Raw genomic sequence first — 19765 nt, 5'->3', positions numbered from 1 at the left:
AATGAAACTGCAACAAAATTTCACTGATAATAATTCTATAAAATATACCTGTATTTTAATCCTTATAGCCTTTGCTTTTAGTGTTTTGTGTAGGTTATACTGGGTGGCTTGGGCAAGTGAGTTTTATGAGTTTTTCTTTAATGATCAACTTATGATTACTACTAATGATGGCTATGCTTTTGCAGAAGGTGCAAGGGATATGATAGTAGGTTTTCACCAACCTAATGACTTATCTTATTTTGGAAGCTCACTTTCTACTTTGACTTATTGGCTTTATAATATTTTGCCTTTTAGCTTTGAAAGTATTATTTTATATATGAGTACTTTTTTTGCTTCTTTGATTGTTGTGCCTATTATATTAATCGCAAGAGAGTATAAACTCACTACCTATGGCTTTATAGCAGCCTTACTTGGAAGCATTGCAAATAGTTATTATAACCGCACTATGAGTGGGTATTATGATACTGATATGCTAGTGTTAGTTTTGCCAATGCTTATTTTGCTTACCTTTATACGCTTAACTATTAATAAAGACATTTTTACCCTACTTTTAAGTCCGGTTTTCATCATGATTTATTTGTGGTGGTATCCATCAAGTTATTCTTTAAATTTTGCCATGATAGGACTTTTTGGTCTTTATACTTTAGTATTTCATAGAAAAGAAAAGATTTTTTATCTAGCTATTGCTTTAATGATCATAGCTTTAAGTATACTAGCATGGCAATATAAACTTGCTTTGATTGTATTGTTATTTGCTATTTTTGCCTTTAAAGAAGAAAAAATTAATTTTTATATGATTTGGGCTTTGATTTTTATTAGCATTTTGATATTACATTTAAGTGGCGGTTTAGATCCTGTTTTATATCAACTTAAATTTTATGTTTTTAAAGCTTCTGATGTGCAAAATTTAAAAGATGCTGCCTTTATGTATTTTAATGTTAATGAAACTATTATGGAAGTAAATACTATCGATCCTGAAGTATTTATGCAAAGAATTAGTTCCAGTGTTTTAGTATTTGTCCTTTCTTTTATAGGTTTTATCTTGCTTTGCAAAGATCACAAAAGTATGCTTTTGGCTCTACCTATGCTTGCACTAGGTTTTATGGCTTTAAGAGCTGGGCTTAGATTTACCATTTATGCAGTTCCTGTGATGGCTTTGGGTTTTGGGTATTTTTTATATACATTTTTTAATTTTTTAGAAAAAAAACAAATCAAACTTAATCTAAAAAATAAAAACATCTTGCTCATACTCATTGCATTTTTTAGTATAAGTCCTGCCCTAATGCATATTTATTATTATAAATCCTCTACTGTTTTTACTTCTTATGAAGCTAGTATTTTAAATGATTTAAAAAATAAAGCTCAAAGAGAAGATTATGTCGTTGCTTGGTGGGATTATGGTTATCCAATACGCTATTATAGCGATGTAAAAACCTTAATTGATGGTGGAAAACACTTAGGAAAAGATAATTTTTTCTCATCTTTTGTCTTAAGTAAAGAACAAATTCCAGCAGCTAACATGGCAAGACTTAGCGTAGAATACACTGAAAAATCTTTCAAAGAAAATTATCCTGATGTTTTAAAAGCTATGGTAAAAGATTATAACCAAACAAGTGCTAAAGATTTTTTAGAAAGTTTAAATGATAAAGATTTTAAATTTGATACCAATAAAACTAGAGATGTATATATTTACATGCCTTATAGAATGTTGCGTATCATGCCCGTGGTAGCACAATTTGCAAATACAAATCCTGACAATGGAGAGCAAGAAAAAAGTTTATTTTTCTCTCAAGCTAATGCCATAGCTCAAGATAAAACAACAGGTTCTGTTATGCTTGATAATGGAGTAGAAATTATTAATGATTTTAGAGCTTTAAAACTAGAAGGTACAACTATACCTTTAAAAGCTTTTGTAGATATAGAATCCATCACTAATGGCAAATTTTATTACAATGAAATTGATTCAAAAGCTCAAATTTATTTACTCTTTTTAAGAGAATATAAAAGCTTTGTGATTTTAGATGAAAATCTTTATAATAGTGCTTATATACAAATGTTTTTATTAAATCAATACGATCAAGATTTATTTGAGCAAGTCACTAATGATGCAAGAGCGAAAATTTATAGGCTAAAAAGATGAAAATAGGAATTTTAACCCATAGCGCAATGAGTGTGTATTATTTTCGTCTTGCACTCATTAGAGCTTTAGAAAAAAATAATCATGAAGTTATAATCATCACTCCAAAAGATGATTTTGCTATTAAGTTACAAGAGCTAGGCTATAAGGTTTGCTTTTATGATTTAGCTAGATCAAGTGTTAATCCTTTAATTGTTTTTAAAAATCTACTTAGTTTAAAAAATACACTCAAAAGCTTAAATTTAGATCTTTTACAAACAAGCGCTCACAAAAGCAATACAACAGGTATTATAGCAGCTAAAATGGCGGGTATTAAATACACTTTTGGTTTAGTTGAGGGCTTAGGAAGTTTTTATATAGACGATGATTTTAAAAGCAAATTAGTAAGAATGAGTATTAATTTACTTTATAAAATTTCTTTTAAACTTGCTAATGGTTTTATTTTTGTCAATGAAAGCAATGCTTTATTTATGAAAAATTTAGGCTTAAAAGAAGAAAAAATCAAAATCATAAAATCCGTAGGGCTAAATTTAAAACAATTTTTACCTTTAAAAATTAGCACAGAAGAAAAACAAGCTTTTTTAAAAGAACATAATATGCCTGATAAACCTATCGTTTTAATGATTTCAAGAGCACTTTGGCATAAAGGAATTAAAGAATTTTATGAAACAAGCCAAATTTTAAAAGATAAGGCAAATTTTGTTTTAGTGGGTGGAAGAGATGATAATAAATCTTGTGCACCATTAGAATTTTTAAACTCAAATAATGTTTTTTATCTTGGCGCAAGAAGTGATATTGCACATTTATTAAATTTATGCGATATTTTTGTTTTACCAAGCTATAAAGAAGGCTATCCAAGAACGGTTTTAGAAGCACAAGCTTGTAAAAAAGCATGTGTGGTAAGTGATGCTGAAGGTTGCATTGAAGCAGTGAATAATGCCATAGACGGTTTAATTTGTAAAAGCAAAGATAGCAAGGATTTAGCTGAAAAAATCGCAGTTTTACTAGAAGATGAAAAACTAAAAAATACTTTAGCACAAAATGCTTTTCTTAGAGCGCAAAATTATGATGAAAATATCATAGCTTTGAAATATCTTGACTTTTATAGGGGTTTTATAAATGTATAAAAATGGTTTAAAGCGTGTTTTTGACTTTTTTTTGGCTTTGATTTTATTGATTATTTTTTTACCCTTTATAGTGCTTATAGGTATTGTTTTAAAAATCGTTCAAGGAAGTGTGCTTTTTAAACAAGCAAGACCAGGATTAAATGAAAAAATTTTTTATATTTATAAATTTAAAACTATGAGTGATGAAACCGATGAAAATGGAGAATTACTTCCTGATGAATTACGCTTAAAGCCTTTTGGTAAGCTAGTTAGAAGCTTGAGTTTAGATGAATTACCGCAGCTTTTTAATGTATTAAAAGGCGATATGAGCTTCATAGGCCCAAGACCTTTACTTGTAGAATACTTGCCCTTATACAATCAAGAGCAAAAAAAACGCCACGATGTAAGACCAGGCATTACAGGTTGGGCACAGATTAATGGACGCAATGCTATTTCTTGGGAGCAAAAATTTAAATATGATGTAGAATATGTGCAAAATTGCTCTTTTTTATTTGATCTTAAAATCTTTTTTATGACCATTATTAAAGTTTTAAAAAGAAGCGGGGTTAATAAAGAAGGAGTAGCTACAACGGATAAATTCAATGGACACAACTAAAAGTATTTATATATATGGTTCTAGTGGGCATGGTTTAGTCTGTGCTGATGTAGCTAGAAATTTAGGATATGAAAAAATCATCTTTTTAGATGATAATAAAGGCTTAAAATATCACTCCAATTTAGAAAAACACGATATGTTTATTGCTATTGGCGCAAACTCTATTAGAGAAAAACTTTTCAAAAAAGCAAAAGATGATGGATTTAGATTAGTTAATTTGATACACAAAAGTGCTATTATTAGCCCAAGTGCTTTTTTAGATGATGAGGGTATTTTAATCATGCCAAATGTCGTAGTTAATGCTAAAGCTAGCATAGCAAAAGGTGTGATTTTAAATACTGCTTGTGTGATTGAGCATGAGTGTTTTGTAGATGAGTTTAGCCATATTAGCGTTGGAGCTAAACTAACAGGAAATATAAAAATAGGAAAGCGTTGTTTTTTAGGAGTTAATTCAAGTGTTATTCCTTGTATAAGTTTAAATGATGATATAACTTTAGGCGCAGGAGCAGTTGTAGTTAAAAACTTAACTTCTAAAGGCATTTATGCTGGAGTTCCTGCCAAGAAAATAAAGGAGGTAAAATGAGATTTTTTCTATCAGCACCACATATGAGTGGAAAAGAATTAGAATACATACACAAAGCTTTTGAAAGTAATTATATAGCACCTTTGGGTGAATTTGTTAATGCCCTAGAACAAAGTATTAAAGATTATACAAAAAGTTCTAACGCACTTGCTCTAAATGCAGCCACTGCAGCTATTCATTTAGCTTTAAGAGTTTTGGGCATCAAAGAAGGCGATATAGTTCTAGCTTCAAGTTTTACCTTTATTGCTTCAGTAGCACCTATTTCTTACATGAATGCTACGCCTGTATTTATTGATTGTGATGAAACTTATAATTTAGATGTAAATTTATTAAAAAAAGCTATCAAAGAAAGTCCTAAAAAGCCAAAAGCTCTTATTTTAACACACCTTTATGGTAATGCTTCTAAAATGGATGAGATCGTCCAAATTTGTAAAGAAAATGAGATTTTTTTAATCGAAGATGCTGCTGAAGCTTTGGGAAGTTTTTACAAAAATAAAGCCTTAGGTACTTTTGGGGATTTTGGAGTATATTCTTTTAATGGTAATAAAATCATCACAACAGGTGGTGGTGGCATGCTTGTGAGTGAAAATCATGCTAATCTTGAAAAAGCAAGATTTTATAGTACCCAAGCTAGAGAAAATTGCCTTCATTATGAGCATAAAGAATATGGCTATAATTATAGAATGAGTAATATCTTAGGTGCAATCGGTACTGCTCAAATGGAAGTTTTAGAAGAAAGAGTGAGTAAAAAGCGTGAAATTTATAGCTGGTATAAAGAATTTTTAAGTGGAACTTTTACTTTTTTAAATGAGCTTGAAAATACCAAGTCAAATCGCTGGTTAAGCACTGCTTTACTTGATTTTGATTTAAATAAACTTAATACTTATGAAAAACATTGTATATGTGAAAATAAAAATGTTCAAATTCAAGATAAAATTTTAAAAATCATACAAGTTTTAAAAGATAATAAAATCGAAAGTCGTCCACTTTGGAAGCCAATGCATTTGCAAGAACTTTACAAAGGCTGCGGTGCTTACTTAAATGGTAATAGTGAGTTTTTCTTTAGTAATGGAATTTGCCTTCCAAGTGCAACTACTATGAGCAAAGCTGATGTAGAGGAAGTTTCTACTTTAATCTTAAACACCTTAAAGGACTAAGATGGATTATAAAAGCAAACGCTTAGGATTTTTTCTAGGTGCTGATATTTTACTTTTTGTTATAAGTATTTATTTGTCTTTTTCTTTACGCTTTAGTGCAGACATCCCAAGTGAATTTTATGAAGGTATGTTTAAAAGTGCTGTGATTTTGATTTTACTTAAAATCATTTTTCTAGCTTTTTTTAAAATTTATCAAGTTGCTTGGAGATTTTTCTCCCTTAATGAAGCGCGTAAATTAGTCATCGCTTTAGCTTTGGCTGAGCTTGTATTTTTAGCAATTTATTATTTTTATGATGATTTTTTTAATCCTTTTCCAAGAAGCGTTATAGGAATAGACTTTGTTTTATCTTGTATGCTAATTGGAAGTTTGCGTATAAGCAAAAGAATGATAGTTGATTTTAGAAAGCCAAAATACAACGAAGAACATCCTTGTATAGTAGTTGGCGCCACTTCAAAGGCTTTGCATTTATTAAAAGGAGCTAAAGAAGGGAGCTTAGGACTTTTCCCTGTAGCTGTAGTAGATGAGCGTAAAAATTTAATAGGTACTTATTGTGATAAATTTATAGTTGAAGAAAAAGAAGCAATCAGAAAATATACCGCTGAAGGAATTCATACTGCTATCATTGCTTTAAAACTTGAGCAAGAAGAATTAAAAAAGCTTTTTGATGAACTCATTGCTTATGGGATTAATGATATAAAGCTTTTTTCTTTTACGCAAAATGAAGCAAGAGATATAAGTATCGAAGATTTATTAGCGCGTAAGCCAAAAGATTTGGATAATGCTTGCGTGATTGATTTTATCAAAGATAAAGTAGTTTTAGTTAGTGGAGCTGGTGGAACTATAGGAAGTGAACTTTGCAAACAATGCATTAAATTTGGTGCAAAACACTTAATCATGCTTGATCATAGTGAGTATAATTTATATAAAATAAATGAAGAATTAAGCTTACATAAAGAAAAAATCGAACCTATTATGATGAGTATATTAGACAAAGAAGCGTTGGAAAAACTTTTACAAGAAAAAAACATAGATTTGATTTTACATGCAGCAGCTTACAAACATGTGCCTTTATGTGAGCAAAATCCACATTCAGCTATTTTAAATAACATCATAGGTACTAAAAATTTAATCGATCTTGCAAAAGCTTATAAGGTTGCTAAATTTGTTATGATAAGCACTGATAAGGCTGTAAGACCGACTAACATCATGGGTTGCACAAAAAGAATTTGTGAACTTTATACATTAAGTTCAAGTTGTGAAAATTTTGAAGTAGCTTGTGTGCGTTTTGGTAATGTTTTAGGGTCAAGTGGAAGTGTAATACCTAAATTTAAAGCTCAAATTGCAGCTAATGAGCCACTTACTCTTACTCATCCTGATATAGTGCGTTATTTTATGTTAGTAGATGAAGCTGTGCAACTTGTTTTACAAGCTGCGGCTATTGCCAAAGGTGGAGAATTATTTGTACTTGATATGGGTGAGCCTGTTAAAATCATGGATTTAGCTAAAAAAATGCTTTTACTTTCTAATAAAAAGTTAGAAATCAAAATCACTGGGCTTAGAAAAGGCGAAAAACTTTACGAAGAGCTTTTAATCCATGAAAATGATTTAAAAACTCAATATGAAAGTATATTTGTTACCACTAGTGATCTTAAAGATTTAAAAATTTTAAATCAAGAAATAGAAAAATTACTCCACAGCACAGATCCTGCAAAAGTTTTAAAGGAGATTGTGCCTGAATTTAATCACAATAAAAACGGAGAGTGATTAAATTCTAATTTTATTTTAAAATGATATAATATAAACTTTTAATTGATTAATAAAAATAAAAACGATACAATTACAGTTTTATGTAATCACATCAAGACAAAGGAAAAAAAGTGAAGTTATTAGTAGTTGATGATAGTTCTACCATGAGAAGAATAATCAAAAATACCCTTGTAAGATTAGGCCACAAGGATGTTTTAGAAGCTGAACACGGGGTTGAAGCTTGGGATTTACTTTCACAAAATGATGATATTAAAATTTTAATTACTGACTGGAATATGCCTGAAATGAATGGCTTGGAATTAGTAAAAAAAGTAAGAGCGGAAGAAAAATATGCTGATATGCCAATTATTATGGTAACTACAGAAGGTGGTAAAGCAGAAGTTATCACCGCCTTAAAAGCAGGCGTAAATAACTATATTGTAAAACCTTTTACTCCTCAAGTGTTAAAAGAAAAACTTGAAGATGTTTTAGGAACAAACGAAGGCTAATTATAAGTTTTTATGCAAACACATTATTACGAACTTTTTTTTCAAACAGACAAGGAATATTTAGATTTATTCCTTGATCTTATCTTTTCTCTAGAGATAGACGCTATAGAAGAAAAAAACAATGGTATTTATATAAGATCAGAAGAAGATATAGAACTCATTAAAATAGCCTTGCATGATTTTCATCAAAAATTATGTCAAAAACTAAATACTCATATTAATTTCCACTCTACCTTAGAAAAAAAAGAAAATAAAAATTGGATAGAAGAGTATAAAAAAGGTATACAAGCTTTGACGATCGATAATATCCATATTCACACCACTTGGCAAGAAGCTAAACAAGATAAAATTAATATCATTATAGATCCTGCTCTAGCTTTTGGCTCAGGACATCATGAGAGTACTTATACTTGTATAGAATTTCTACAAAAATATACAGATAATTCCAAATTTTGTTTAGATGTGGGTTGTGGAAGTGGAATTTTAAGCATTATCATGGCAAAACTTGGAGCCAAAGTACAAGCTTGTGATACAGATGAATTAGCTATAGTTGCAAGTAAAGAAAACGCAAAATTAAATCAAGTTAGCTTTGATGATATTTGGGTAGGTTCTATTAATAAAAGCTTACATAAATATGATATAGTTGTGGCAAATATCATTGCCGATATATTGATCATACTAGAAAAAGATCTTAAAGAAAAAACCAAAGAAGGTGGAATTTTGATCTTATCTGGTATATTAAATAAATATGAAGAAAGGATTAAAAATAAATTCAAAGATTTCACTTTGTTAGAATGCAAACACAAAGGAGAATGGTTGAGTTTAGTTTATAAAAAGGAATTGCAATAATGAATAAAAAACCAAATGATTTAAAAGATAATCAAAACAATAATAACTTTTTTAACAAAAATCCCATTTTTATTTTTGCCATTTTTGCCATTGTGATGATTCTTTTATTTAAAGGATTTTCAGATGATGGTAGCATAGGTATTATGGGCGGAGAAAACACTAAAAAAGTTACTTATTCTGAATTAAAAACTTTAATTGAAAATAATCAAATTGCCCAAGTTAATATAGGTCAAACTACTATAAAAGCTGTATCTAAAGCAGGAAATATGGTATATATTACCAAAAAAGTTCCAAATGATGCTACTTTTGTTCCTTTACTTGACTCAAAAGGCGTTTCCTATGGTGCTTTTAATGAAAGCAATTGGTTTATAGATATCTTACTTTCTTGGGTTTTGCCAGTATTTATTTTCTTTGGTATATGGATGTTTTTAGCTTCTCGTATGCAAAAAAATATGGGTGGATCTATACTTGGTATAGGAAGTTCTAAAAAACTTGTAAATTCAGAAAAACCGAAGGTTAAATTTAATGATGTTGCAGGTGTTGAAGAAGCAAAAGAAGAAGTTAAAGAAATTGTTGATTTTCTAAAATACCCTGAAAGATACATCAATCTTGGAGCAAAAATTCCAAAAGGACTTTTGCTTGTTGGTCCTCCAGGTACAGGTAAAACTTTGCTTGCAAAAGCAGTGGCAGGCGAAGCTGATGTGCCATTTTTTAGCGTATCAGGTTCATCTTTTATAGAAATGTTTGTAGGAGTTGGTGCTTCTAGAGTAAGAGATTTATTTGAAAATGCTAAAAAAGAAGCTCCAGCTATTGTATTTATAGATGAAATCGATGCTATAGGTAAATCACGTGCAGCAAGCGGTATGATGGGCGGAAATGATGAAAGAGAGCAAACTTTAAATCAACTTCTAGCTGAAATGGATGGTTTTGGTACCGAAAGCTCACCAGTAATTGTTCTAGCAGCGACAAATCGTCCTGAAGTACTTGATGCAGCACTACTTAGACCGGGGCGTTTTGATAGGCAAGTTTTGGTAGATAAGCCTGATTTTAAAGGTAGATGTGATATTTTAAAAGTCCATATGAAAGATGTTAAAATTTCACCTGAAGTAAAAGTAGAAGATATTGCAAGATTAACAGCAGGTCTTGCGGGTGCTGATTTGGCAAATATCATTAATGAAGCGGCTTTGCTTGCAGGTAGGGATTCTAAAAAACATGTGGAGCAAAAAGACTTAGTAGAGGCAGTAGAAAGAGCCATAGCAGGACTTGAGAAAAAATCACGCAGAATTAATGATAAAGAGAAAAAAATCGTAACTTATCATGAGTGTGGCCATGCTTTAATAGCTGAAACTACAAAAGGTGCTAAAAAAGTAAGTAAAGTTTCTGTTATTCCTCGTGGTTTAGCAGCTTTAGGATATACACTCAATACCCCTGAAGAAAATAAATTTTTAATGCAAAAACATGAACTTTTAGCTGAAGTTGATGTACTTTTAGGTGGACGTGCAGCTGAAGAAATTTTCATTAAAGAAATTTCAACAGGTGCAAGCAATGACCTTGAGCGTGCAACTGATATTATCAAAGCTATGATTTCTATGTATGGTATGAGTGAAATTGCTGGCTTAATGGTACTTGAAAAGCAAAGAAATACTTTCTTAAGTGGTGGGCAAACTGTAAAAGATTATTCTGATAAAATGGCTCAAGATTTAGATGAGTATGTAAAGAAAACATTGGATGAACGCTATGCAGGTGTAAAAGAAATTTTAAAAACCTATAGCGGTGCCATAGAGGTGATGGTGCAAGCACTCTATGAAGAAGAAACTATTGATGGTGCCAAAGTAAGAGAGATTATTAAAAACTATGAAGAAGAAAATAATCTTCCAACACGCCTAGAAGAAAAAGAGCAAGAAGCTACTAAGGAAGACTAATGAAAACAAATTTTATTGCAAAAACTGGTTGGAGTTTGCTTATAGTTCTAGCTATAGTTTTTGCAATATTTCAATTTATATGGGGATTTTCTTGGCTTTTATGGTGTATTTTTATATTTTTTATTTATCTTTTTAGAACTAAAAAAATTGATTATATAGCAGATCCAAACACCATTATAGCTCCCATAGAAGGAAAAATCAAATGTATCAAAACAAGCTCATATAAAGAGCTTGGCGAGTGTATAGAAGTGCAAATTATCAATAATATTTTTTCCCAAGGAAATATCATAGCTCCGCTTGATATGAATATAGAAGAAACTAGAATAAGGCATGGACTTTTTTTATGTCCATTTATGAAAAATACAAATTTAATGGGTGAAAGAATGTTGTTTTTAGCTAATTCCAAGAGCAAACAATGGGCATTACGCGTTATTTTTGGAGCATTAAATAGAAAAGCTCATATTGATGATTTTGGTCATCATTTAAGCCATGGACAAAATATAGGTTTTATGTTTGATGGCAGTGTGAGTTTATTACTTCCAAAAGACACTAGAATTTGCGTAAATGAAAATGATAAAGTACGCATTGGTACATTAATAGGATATTTAAATCCATGAATTTTAAACTAATTTATATTTTACCTAATCTTTTTACAGCCGCTTCCATATTTTTAGGTATTATTTCAGTGATTGCTTCTATTAATCAAAACTTTGATAAAGCATTAATTTATATTATTTTATCATTAATTTGCGATGGTTTAGATGGACGCGTTGCAAGAGCTACCAACTCTACTTCTAAATTTGGAGTTGAGTTTGACTCACTAGCTGATTTAATAGCCTTTGGTGTAGCACCTGCTATGCTTTTTTATATGAGCATAGGTTATGAATATGGTCGTTTTGGCTCATTAATAGCTGGTTTATTTGTAGTTTTTGGCGCTATACGCTTGGCAAGATTTAATGTCACAACAGGAACTTATGAACCATCGGTTTTTATAGGTCTACCTATACCAACAGCAGCAGTTGTAAGTGCTTTATGGGTAAGTGCTTATTTATATTATGATTTTTTACATGATTTTTCTTTAATAATAATATGTATCCAAATGCTTCTAGCCTTTTTAATGGTAAGCAACATAAGGTATCCAAGTTTTAAGAAAATCGATCTAAAAAGAGCAAATGTTTTGAAGGTGTTAATCCTTTTAGTAATTTTATTTTCTATGCTTTATCTGTATTTTTTAGAAAGTGCATTGATTATTGCTAGTTTATATGTGCTTTATGGGATTGTTCGTAGTTTTTTTACCCTAGCTCGTAAATTTAAAAAATATTAATTTTACTTTCACTTCATTTTCTATCAATATACTTTTCATTATTTTTCAAAAAGGAGTAAAAATGAATAAAAACAAATTATTCAGACAAATTCACATTTACATTAGTTTATTTTTCTTACCACTTGCATTTTTATATGCAATCACAGGTTTTGCTTATATAGCTGGTTTTGATGGAGAAAGTGGAGCTAAAATTCAAAATTACAAAGTTCAAGCTATTATTCAAGAGGGTGCTGAAGCTGAATTTTTAATTGATTTTTTAAAGAAAAACAACTTAAAAATTCCTTCATCTTTGGAACCAAAACTCAACAAAAAAGGCGATGGTATAGAACTTGGGACTATAAATTATATAGCAAGTATTATAAAATTAGATGAGAATGACTATGAAATTACAACAAAAGATAGAAGCTTGCTTGGAAATATGATTTTGCTTCATAAAGATAAAGGTATGTGGTACTTTTCTGTACTTGGGTTAGCTTTTGCACTTGCCATGATAATACTTTATATTTCAGGACTTTTAATCACTATTATAGCTATACGCAAAGATAGAGGTAAACAAATAGCAGTTTTAGGTGCTGGTTTTATTATAACTTTAATCATAGCTTATTTCAGTGTATAAATTTAAGGTATATCTTATAAACAATAAGATATACTTTCCCTTTTAATATGGACAGATGGGTGAGTGGCTGAAACCACACCCCTGCTAAGGGTGCAGATCTTAACGGGTCTCGAGGGTTCAAATCCCTCTCTGTCCGCCACTATCTGAATACTATTTTTCCATAATAAAAGGGTATGAAAGAAATAAAAAAATAATACTTAATATTATAATTATTTATTATAACTATTATTTTTAATAAATATTTATATCAAAATCAATATTCTTTTCTAAATTATTTATATAAGAAACATAAACTTTATAAACCATTTCACAATTTGAATGACCTAAGATTTTACTTAACTCAATAGGACTTAAAGACTTTGATAAAAGTGCATTAGTTGCAAATGTATGACGCATTGAATAAAGTCGTCTATATTCTAAATTTAAATCTTTTAAAATTATTTTCCAATAATTTCGACTAAAAACATAATCATCTTTATAAGGATCTGAATACTGAGTTTCCAAAAGATAAGTATTATTTTTGTATTTATGAACATACTCATATAAATCACTATAAATAACATTAAATAAAGGTATTTTTCGAATGCTATAAAAAGTTTTAGGAGTACTTTCTCCAAATCGCGACCGAGTAGAGTTTATATTTATAGTTTTAGCTTTAAAATCTATATCATTTATTTTTAATGCCAAAATCTCACCAGTTCTCATACCAGTAAAAAAACCTAATTTTAAAAATATTTGAAATTTATCATTATATTTTTTACTAAAATCAATAATTTTTAGAACTTCATCTTTAGAAAATGGCTTAATGCGTTTTTTTGATGTTTTGGAAGTTTTATATTCTTTGTTGGATTTTTTAAAATTATTTCATCGTCTAAAGCTAAATCAAATATCTGACTTAAAATACCTAAATAATGCTTTTTTGACTTAATACTTACATCATTAATATTGCTTATCCAGTTTTTTATAATGGATGGTTTAATTTCACTTATATCATATTCAAAAAAATAAGAAAGACGATTTTTAATAATACCATTAACTTTATAATGTGTTGAAACTTTATAGTTATTTTGAGAAATTTTCAAAAATAATTCAGAATATGATTTAAAAGACATATTTATAACCTTTTTCAATCAAATAATCTTCTAAATCATCAATATCATTTATTTTTATTTTTTTAGCATCAATAAGCCCGCGTTCAATAGCTAAATTCACATGATATAAAATTTTTCCATCAATACCACAATATTTAAAATCATCGCTTTGAATTAATTTCATAAGTGCATAATCACTTAATGGATGTTTATTATTTCTCATTACAGAGAGAATGCCTGTATTTTCTCTTTTTTTGAATGATATTTTTTTATATCTTTTATATAATTTAGGATGTTTTTCTTTTTCATACTGATATACAATTCTTCCCATAAATTTATAAATTAATTTACAATTATCATACTCTATAGTTTCCTTATCATTCATAAAACAAAAATATTGCTTATCAAAACTCCATTCACAGACACAATCATCATTATTTATAAAATCAAATAAATTATAAAAATCTTTTTTAAAAAAATTAATTTTTCTATATATCCATAATGGAACAGGAGTTTTAGAAGTTAAAAATCTTCTTACTTTATGCTTAACATACCACGCACTTAAAAAATCTAAATCATATCTATCATTGAAATTAATAAAAGTTTTATAAATATATTTCATAACATAGCCGGTAGGATTATTTAAAGACCATTGAAAACCATTAATTTCACCATTTAAAACTTGTTCTTTTGTAAGTTTATTGCCTTGTTTTAAGTTTTGAGGTGCATAGAATATTTTTTTATATATTTCAAAAGTATAATTAAACGCATATTTAGGAATATAAATTAAAGCGTGAATATGTGGAACTCCGTCCTTTTTATGCGGTTCAAAGCACCTGATATAAAGCTTTTTTAAACCTTTATATTTTCTATGAATTCTCATAATAAATAAATTCCATTGATAATTTAATAGTTTAATTAAATCTTTAATTGTAAAAGCTTCATTAATATTTATTTTATAATTTAAAGAATAATCAAGATATTTTCTATCAAATGGTTTAAAAGAAGTAAAATCGCCTTTTAAAGCATTTCTAAAACAACCATTAAGAGTAATAGTCAAAAAAACAGGCATTAGATCGTAATCAAATTGTAAGCTTGAAATAACATTACAACGATTAACAAGCTCAGCATAATATTTTTTACCAAAATTAGCAGAATATGACAAATCTAAAAAAGATTTTATTTCACCGGTAAAAGAAGTATAAAATCTATTAGAAAGATAATTTCTTTGATTATCTAATTTTAAATTACACAGCTCTAAATCTTTTAAACTTAGTCCATAACTTAAAGGTAAGAGTTTTTTATTAAATTGATAAATTGACAAGAGCTGTCATTATGTGCGACTGCGTCGCTCATAATGCCATCTTTTTTTAGATTGTAATTTATTGATTGATTAAATAAATTATTTTCCATTGCAACACCTTTATATAATTTATAATATTTCTATTGAGAGAGTTAAGACAGTATTACTAACTTGATTTCTTTCTATCTTAAATAAATAACCAAGAAGCCAAATATCTTTTAATAATGGAATACCAGATTCATAATTAATATTAGTTTGCTTATTAATTCCACTTAAAACCAATAAATCGCCCCGCTTAAGTGTATAAGATGATTTTAATTCTTTTTTAGAAGTAATAGGAGTTAGATTATTATTTGATATTAAATCTTCAACAATTAAATGTAAATCAAAATCAACTAAATTACCTATAATTAAAGGTTTTAACCTAACTTGTAATCCTACATCTTTATAATCATAACTTGAATTTTGAGCAACTTCAGTATTAGAAACTTGTGTAGTAGATTTTAAAAATGGAATATTTTGAACAGAACTAAAAAACACTTCAGAATTAGATCTAGCGACCAAAAAAGGATTAGAAACGATTTTGGTAATACCTTTATTTTCTAAAAAGCTAAGAGTTGAATAAAAACTCTTTTTATCAACTTCAATAATATTATTTTCAGTTGAATAAGGAATAGTAATTAAATTAACATAGAAATTAAAATTATTGATAGAATTATTTTTTAAACGAGCTTTTAAGGTAGAACCCATATCTTTTAAATTATCAAGATTAGTTTCTAAGATAGTGATTTTAAACTTTAATTGTTTTAAATCAAAACTATCAATATCATTAATAGCACTTTTTAACTTAGAATATATGAAATCATCACTTAAAAAAGAAATAGAATTAGAACGATAAATATAGGTAGAATTAATATCATAAATATTTAAAAGAGAAGATATATCATCATAAGAATTTTTATTAAGTCTTATATATCTTAAATTCTTATTATTATTTTTATTTTTTAAATAACTTAAATTATTATCTTTAAAATTATTTTCATACACATAATAAAAAGATCCGGTAAAAGCAAGCTTTAGATTTTGAAGCTTTAAAGCACTTTCAAAAACATCTAAAGTAATATTAGGAAAATTTTTATTAGTATAAAAAATATATTTATCAGGATTAATATTAGAACTTACCAAAATATCAACATTATTATAAGTGGAAGCTAACTCAGCATATTCAAATATATTATTTGAAAAAGTATGACCAAATAAAAAACTAAAACTTAAAAGAATTAAAACTAGTTGTTTTTTCATTAGATTTATCATTTTTTTTAACACCTTTCTTAAGATTATCAAAAACTTCAATTTTAAAGACTAAAAAATAAGAATATCCCTTAAAAATTTTTGTTTTATGAATAAAAACAGGATTGTAAAAATTAAGAATTTCATCAAAATAATCTCTAGGAATACTAAAAAAAGAATTATCATCCTTATCAACAATATTACATTCAAGTTGAATACAATTAACCTTATAAACAAAAGTAGAATTAAAATCTTTAACATTATCAGAAAAATCATTTAAATAATTACTTGTTTTAAATAAAGGAAATGAAGAATTATTATCAAAGTTAAAAGTTAAGTTATTTTCATCAGAATTAATTTTAGGTATATCATTTGAATTAGTATTAAAATAATTTAAAAAAATATAGAAAAATAAAATTAAAAGAAAAAAAGAAATAAAAGCAAAAATAAAAATTTTAGTAAAAAAAGATTTATTAGAGCTAGATTTCCCAGACTGATAAAGATTAAAAACTTCTTGATTAGCTTTTAAAGAAAATCTAAAAACTAAATCTTTGCCATACATTTTATAAGATGAAAATTGAGCGTATCTAAAAGAATTTTTACTTATTCTTTTACCACTATCTAAAGCTTTATAAAAAAACTCAGCAACTCTTTTATATTCATTAGAAACTAAACTTAAATCTTGAGTGATTAAAATAATTTCTTGATGTATATGACGATGATATGTTAACCACCAAATTAAAATTTTATCATCTTTATTTTTAAAAACATTGTGTATCTCATCAATAATAAACATTGATTTAAATAATTTCAATTCATTGGCTTTAATATTTATTTCATCATCATTAGCACTATTAGAATATAAATTATAAAGTTCTGATAGATACAAATAAAAAACATCAAAATCAAACTTTAAAAGCTTATTGCTAATATCAAATTTTAAGCCATTTATATTAGTATAGCAATAAAGATAATCAAAAGTCTTAATTTTTCTTTTAATTTCAAAACCTAATATTTTTTTATTCTTTAAAGTAGGCTCAACAAAATATTCATATAGCTTATTTACCGCAAAATAAGTTTTACCACTTCCAGGATTGCCAACAATATAAGTAATAGCCATTTTTACTCCTTAATAGAAATAATTACAGCTAAAACAGAATTTCTAATATGAAAAAGAACAGACCAAAGAAGTTTAGAAAAAATTAAAACAAAAACACTAATTAAAATAGGAGAAAAAACAGAAAAAACATCATTAAAAGCCTTAAAAAATCCAAGAGATGAAAATACAGACAAAACATTTAAAAATATATCATCTGAACTTAAAAATAAAGAATTGATATATTCAAAAAAATTATTTATTTCATTAAAAACAAAAATTATAATTTTTGCAAACGATAAAAGACCAGCAAAAAAAGCCAAAAAAAATAAAGAATTTATAGCAATGATCGTAACAAAACTAGAAATTCTTAAACTAGCTTCAATAACATATCTTTTAAAAAAATCACCAAAAAAAGCAAGCGTAGCTACAATAATTTGAAACATATTATTCCTTTAAAGATTAATTAAAAACTTAAGAGAAAAACGCCAAATAACCCTGATAAAAAATAAGAAAAAAAGGCAATAAAAGAAAACATAGAAAACGCCTGATAATTTACTTGTAAATTCACAAAAATCAATTTTTATTTCATTTTTACCATCTATATAATCAAAATCAAAAGTTAAAGGACAAGTATTTGTCTGTATTGGAAAATCTATAGATTTAAAACCACTTTCAACAACAGATATAAAATCATTTATAGAATTAGAAAAAGACTTATATTGATTATTCAAATCATCAGAAAAAGATAAAAAATCTGATTTTAAAGAATCAATAAAACTATTATAGCTACCAAAATCAGATCCATCATAAGAACCGCAATTATTATCTTTACAAACATTATCGCCATTAGAACCATTTCCATTATTAGAACCATTTCCAACAGGATTAGAGCTATTACTATTATTAGAGCTATTACTATTATTAGAACCATTTCCAACAGGATTAGAAGGTTTTATAGAAGAACAATTACTACCAATACATAACTTATTATTATCCTTAATAGAAGTTCTTTCATCACTATGACCAAAATGAAAACAATTATTATCAATACAAATAGTATTATTTTTACTAAAGCCTGATCCTTTATTAATAGAAGAACACTTACCATTAATACAGATTTTATTGTCTTTTACATCAGTATTATCATCAGCTTTAAAACAACTATTACCATCAAAACAAATATTATCATTATCTTTAGAAATACTAATTTCAGAACCACTAGAAGATGGGGTAGAAGGTTTATGAAAAGGTATATTATTAGAACTAGTATTTTCATTTGAAATAAAACTACAATGATGCTCAATACAAGAAGGAGTAAAATTATCTTTAGAAAAATCAATAATATTAGGGCAATTATAATTTATATAAGTAGTTTCATCAGCACAAATACTAACACAATTATAACCTTTACCACCATTAGAAATACCAAGAACGCTATCAATGTATTTTAAACCACCATTTTCAAAACACTGAGCTTTAGCATAAGAATAGGGATTAGATATACTTTCTTTATCAATCAAAGAAACACATTTATTTTTAAAACTATCAGCTATTTCACCAGGTTGGCAAGGAACGCAAGTAACAGAATTAACGCTATCATCAATTTTAAAAATATAATTATCTTCACAAGGTTCATGAATTTTTTTATAAAAAGTTTGATAAAATTTCTGAACTTGTAAACCTCTTTGCAATTCAATATTAACATATTCTCCATTATAAGAGCCTTCGCAACCTTCATCTTCACTGTTCATGATAAAAGGAGAATTATAGTAATTATCACCGCCGTCGGTGTATATATAACCTTCTTCATAATCAAAAATAGAATCTAAAGGACGCAAACAACTATTATCAATCTCTTTCAGGGTATTTGGCTTTCCAAAACTAAGTAAAATACCAATTTCACCACCACCGAAATGAACATCATCTATAAATAATTTTCCGTAAATATAATTATCATTAATAACATGAACTTCATAAAATGCAGTATCTGGAACTTTAAAATCATACTTATCATAAAAATAGTCAGAATATGGATATCTTGAATCAGCTACAGTAAAATCTTGATAATCAGGATCTAACTCCTTAGATGAGTTAAAATAGAGTGCTCCACGCTCACTGACTACAAAACCAATCTCACTAAAAGCAAAATTAGCACTAAAATGTGCATTACCAATAAAATTTTTAGGAAAAGAACGATTTAGCCAATCCGAAGGAGAATAATACACAGGCCAAAAAGCAAAAGAAAAATCAAGAAAAAATAACAAAGAAATTAAAAAACGCATTTACTTCATCCAACGACTAACAAATAAAACCAAAATAAGCAAAATAGGAGTTATACCAACAATAAAATATATGAAAATACTAAAAAAGAAATCAAAACTAACAACGCCTGTTATGTTAAGAATACCACTCATAA

20 protein-coding genes and 1 tRNA gene are annotated in these 19765 nt (G+C 27.7%); 13 read left to right on the top strand and 8 right to left on the bottom strand.

Features of this window, described 5'->3' with window-relative positions:
- Window position 1: 1 nt before the first annotated feature.
- The 13 genes from L8X97_RS03145 to L8X97_RS03085 all read left to right on the top strand — a co-directional run bounded on the left by L8X97_RS03145 (window position 2) and on the right by L8X97_RS03085 (window position 12705).
- Window positions 2-2140: an STT3 domain-containing protein gene (locus tag L8X97_RS03145; protein WP_263662606.1), complete on the top strand. Its 2139-nt coding sequence runs from the start codon at window positions 2-4 to the stop codon at window positions 2138-2140.
- A complete protein-coding gene (gene pglA / locus L8X97_RS03140) occupies window positions 2137-3264 on the top strand; it encodes a N,N'-diacetylbacillosaminyl-diphospho-undecaprenol alpha-1,3-N-acetylgalactosaminyltransferase (protein WP_263662605.1) in 1128 nt (375 codons plus the stop codon). The genes L8X97_RS03145 and pglA overlap by 4 nt, the downstream gene beginning before the upstream one ends.
- Window positions 3257-3859 (top strand): undecaprenyl phosphate N,N'-diacetylbacillosamine 1-phosphate transferase, encoded by a 603-nt coding sequence (pglC, locus tag L8X97_RS03135; RefSeq protein ID WP_039626890.1) that lies wholly within the window; start codon window positions 3257-3259, stop codon window positions 3857-3859. Before pglA ends, pglC begins: the two co-directional genes overlap by 8 nt.
- A complete protein-coding gene (pglD, locus tag L8X97_RS03130; protein ID WP_263662603.1) occupies window positions 3846-4442 on the top strand; it encodes a UDP-N-acetylbacillosamine N-acetyltransferase in 597 nt (198 codons plus the stop codon). The genes pglC and pglD overlap by 14 nt, the downstream gene beginning before the upstream one ends.
- Complete coding sequence (gene pglE, locus L8X97_RS03125; protein ID WP_263662602.1) at window positions 4439-5599, top strand: UDP-N-acetylbacillosamine transaminase; 1161 nt, start codon at window positions 4439-4441, stop codon at window positions 5597-5599. Before pglD ends, pglE begins: the two co-directional genes overlap by 4 nt.
- A gap of 1 nt (window position 5600) precedes the next feature.
- Window positions 5601-7364 (top strand): UDP-N-acetylglucosamine 4,6-dehydratase (configuration-retaining), encoded by a 1764-nt coding sequence (gene pglF, locus L8X97_RS03120; RefSeq protein WP_220567226.1) that lies wholly within the window; start codon window positions 5601-5603, stop codon window positions 7362-7364.
- A 113-nt stretch (window positions 7365-7477) separates the two neighbouring features.
- Window positions 7478-7855, top strand: coding sequence for a chemotaxis response regulator CheY (locus L8X97_RS03115; protein WP_039619063.1), 378 nt, complete (start codon window positions 7478-7480; stop codon window positions 7853-7855).
- A gap of 12 nt (window positions 7856-7867) precedes the next feature.
- Window positions 7868-8704: a 50S ribosomal protein L11 methyltransferase gene (locus tag L8X97_RS03110; RefSeq protein WP_133319740.1), complete on the top strand. Its 837-nt coding sequence runs from the start codon at window positions 7868-7870 to the stop codon at window positions 8702-8704.
- On the top strand, window positions 8704-10626 hold the full coding sequence (gene ftsH, locus L8X97_RS03105; RefSeq protein WP_263659278.1) for an ATP-dependent zinc metalloprotease FtsH: 1923 nt from the start codon (window positions 8704-8706) through the stop codon (window positions 10624-10626). Before L8X97_RS03110 ends, ftsH begins: the two co-directional genes overlap by 1 nt.
- Window positions 10626-11243, top strand: coding sequence for a phosphatidylserine decarboxylase (locus L8X97_RS03100; protein WP_220567229.1), 618 nt, complete (start codon window positions 10626-10628; stop codon window positions 11241-11243). Before ftsH ends, L8X97_RS03100 begins: the two co-directional genes overlap by 1 nt.
- Window positions 11240-11950, top strand: a complete 711-nt coding sequence (gene pssA / locus L8X97_RS03095; RefSeq protein ID WP_133319743.1) for a CDP-diacylglycerol--serine O-phosphatidyltransferase — start codon at window positions 11240-11242, stop codon at window positions 11948-11950. The genes L8X97_RS03100 and pssA overlap by 4 nt, the downstream gene beginning before the upstream one ends.
- 61 nt (window positions 11951-12011) lie before the next feature.
- Entirely contained in the window at window positions 12012-12566 is a 555-nt protein-coding gene (locus tag L8X97_RS03090) for a hypothetical protein (RefSeq protein ID WP_133319744.1), read from the top strand.
- 49 nt (window positions 12567-12615) lie between these two features.
- Window positions 12616-12705: transfer RNA gene (locus L8X97_RS03085), tRNA-Ser, on the top strand.
- Between the two features lie 92 nt (window positions 12706-12797).
- Here the strand turns inward: L8X97_RS03085 and L8X97_RS03080 are convergent.
- The 8 genes from L8X97_RS03080 to L8X97_RS03045 all read right to left on the bottom strand — a co-directional run bounded on the left by L8X97_RS03080 (window position 12798) and on the right by L8X97_RS03045 (window position 19763).
- On the bottom strand, window positions 12798-13301 hold the full coding sequence (locus L8X97_RS03080; RefSeq protein WP_263662662.1) for a site-specific integrase: 504 nt from the start codon (window positions 13299-13301) through the stop codon (window positions 12798-12800).
- A gap of 41 nt (window positions 13302-13342) precedes the next feature.
- Complete coding sequence (locus tag L8X97_RS03075; RefSeq protein WP_263662601.1) at window positions 13343-13678, bottom strand: hypothetical protein; 336 nt, start codon at window positions 13676-13678, stop codon at window positions 13343-13345.
- Window positions 13668-14981: a hypothetical protein gene (locus tag L8X97_RS03070; RefSeq protein WP_263662600.1), complete on the bottom strand. Its 1314-nt coding sequence runs from the start codon at window positions 14979-14981 to the stop codon at window positions 13668-13670. The genes L8X97_RS03075 and L8X97_RS03070 overlap by 11 nt, the downstream gene beginning before the upstream one ends.
- A gap of 108 nt (window positions 14982-15089) precedes the next feature.
- On the bottom strand, window positions 15090-16262 hold the full coding sequence (locus L8X97_RS03065) for a type II secretion system protein GspD (protein ID WP_263662599.1): 1173 nt from the start codon (window positions 16260-16262) through the stop codon (window positions 15090-15092).
- On the bottom strand, window positions 16225-17370 hold the full coding sequence (locus L8X97_RS03060; RefSeq protein ID WP_133319746.1) for a zonular occludens toxin domain-containing protein: 1146 nt from the start codon (window positions 17368-17370) through the stop codon (window positions 16225-16227). Before L8X97_RS03060 ends, L8X97_RS03065 begins: the two co-directional genes overlap by 38 nt.
- 2 nt (window positions 17371-17372) lie before the next feature.
- Window positions 17373-17792, bottom strand: a complete 420-nt coding sequence (locus L8X97_RS03055) for a hypothetical protein (protein ID WP_133319747.1) — start codon at window positions 17790-17792, stop codon at window positions 17373-17375.
- Between the two features lie 9 nt (window positions 17793-17801).
- Window positions 17802-19631, bottom strand: a complete 1830-nt coding sequence (locus tag L8X97_RS03050) for a hypothetical protein (protein ID WP_263662598.1) — start codon at window positions 19629-19631, stop codon at window positions 17802-17804.
- Complete coding sequence (locus tag L8X97_RS03045) at window positions 19632-19763, bottom strand: hypothetical protein (RefSeq protein WP_263662597.1); 132 nt, start codon at window positions 19761-19763, stop codon at window positions 19632-19634.
- Window positions 19764-19765 lie beyond the last annotated feature (2 nt).

This window comes from Campylobacter sp. CNRCH_2013_0671h, assembly GCF_025773055.1.
Lineage (GTDB): Bacteria > Campylobacterota > Campylobacteria > Campylobacterales > Campylobacteraceae > Campylobacter_D > Campylobacter_D lari_D.
This window is presented reverse-complemented; position numbering and strand designations above follow the sequence as displayed.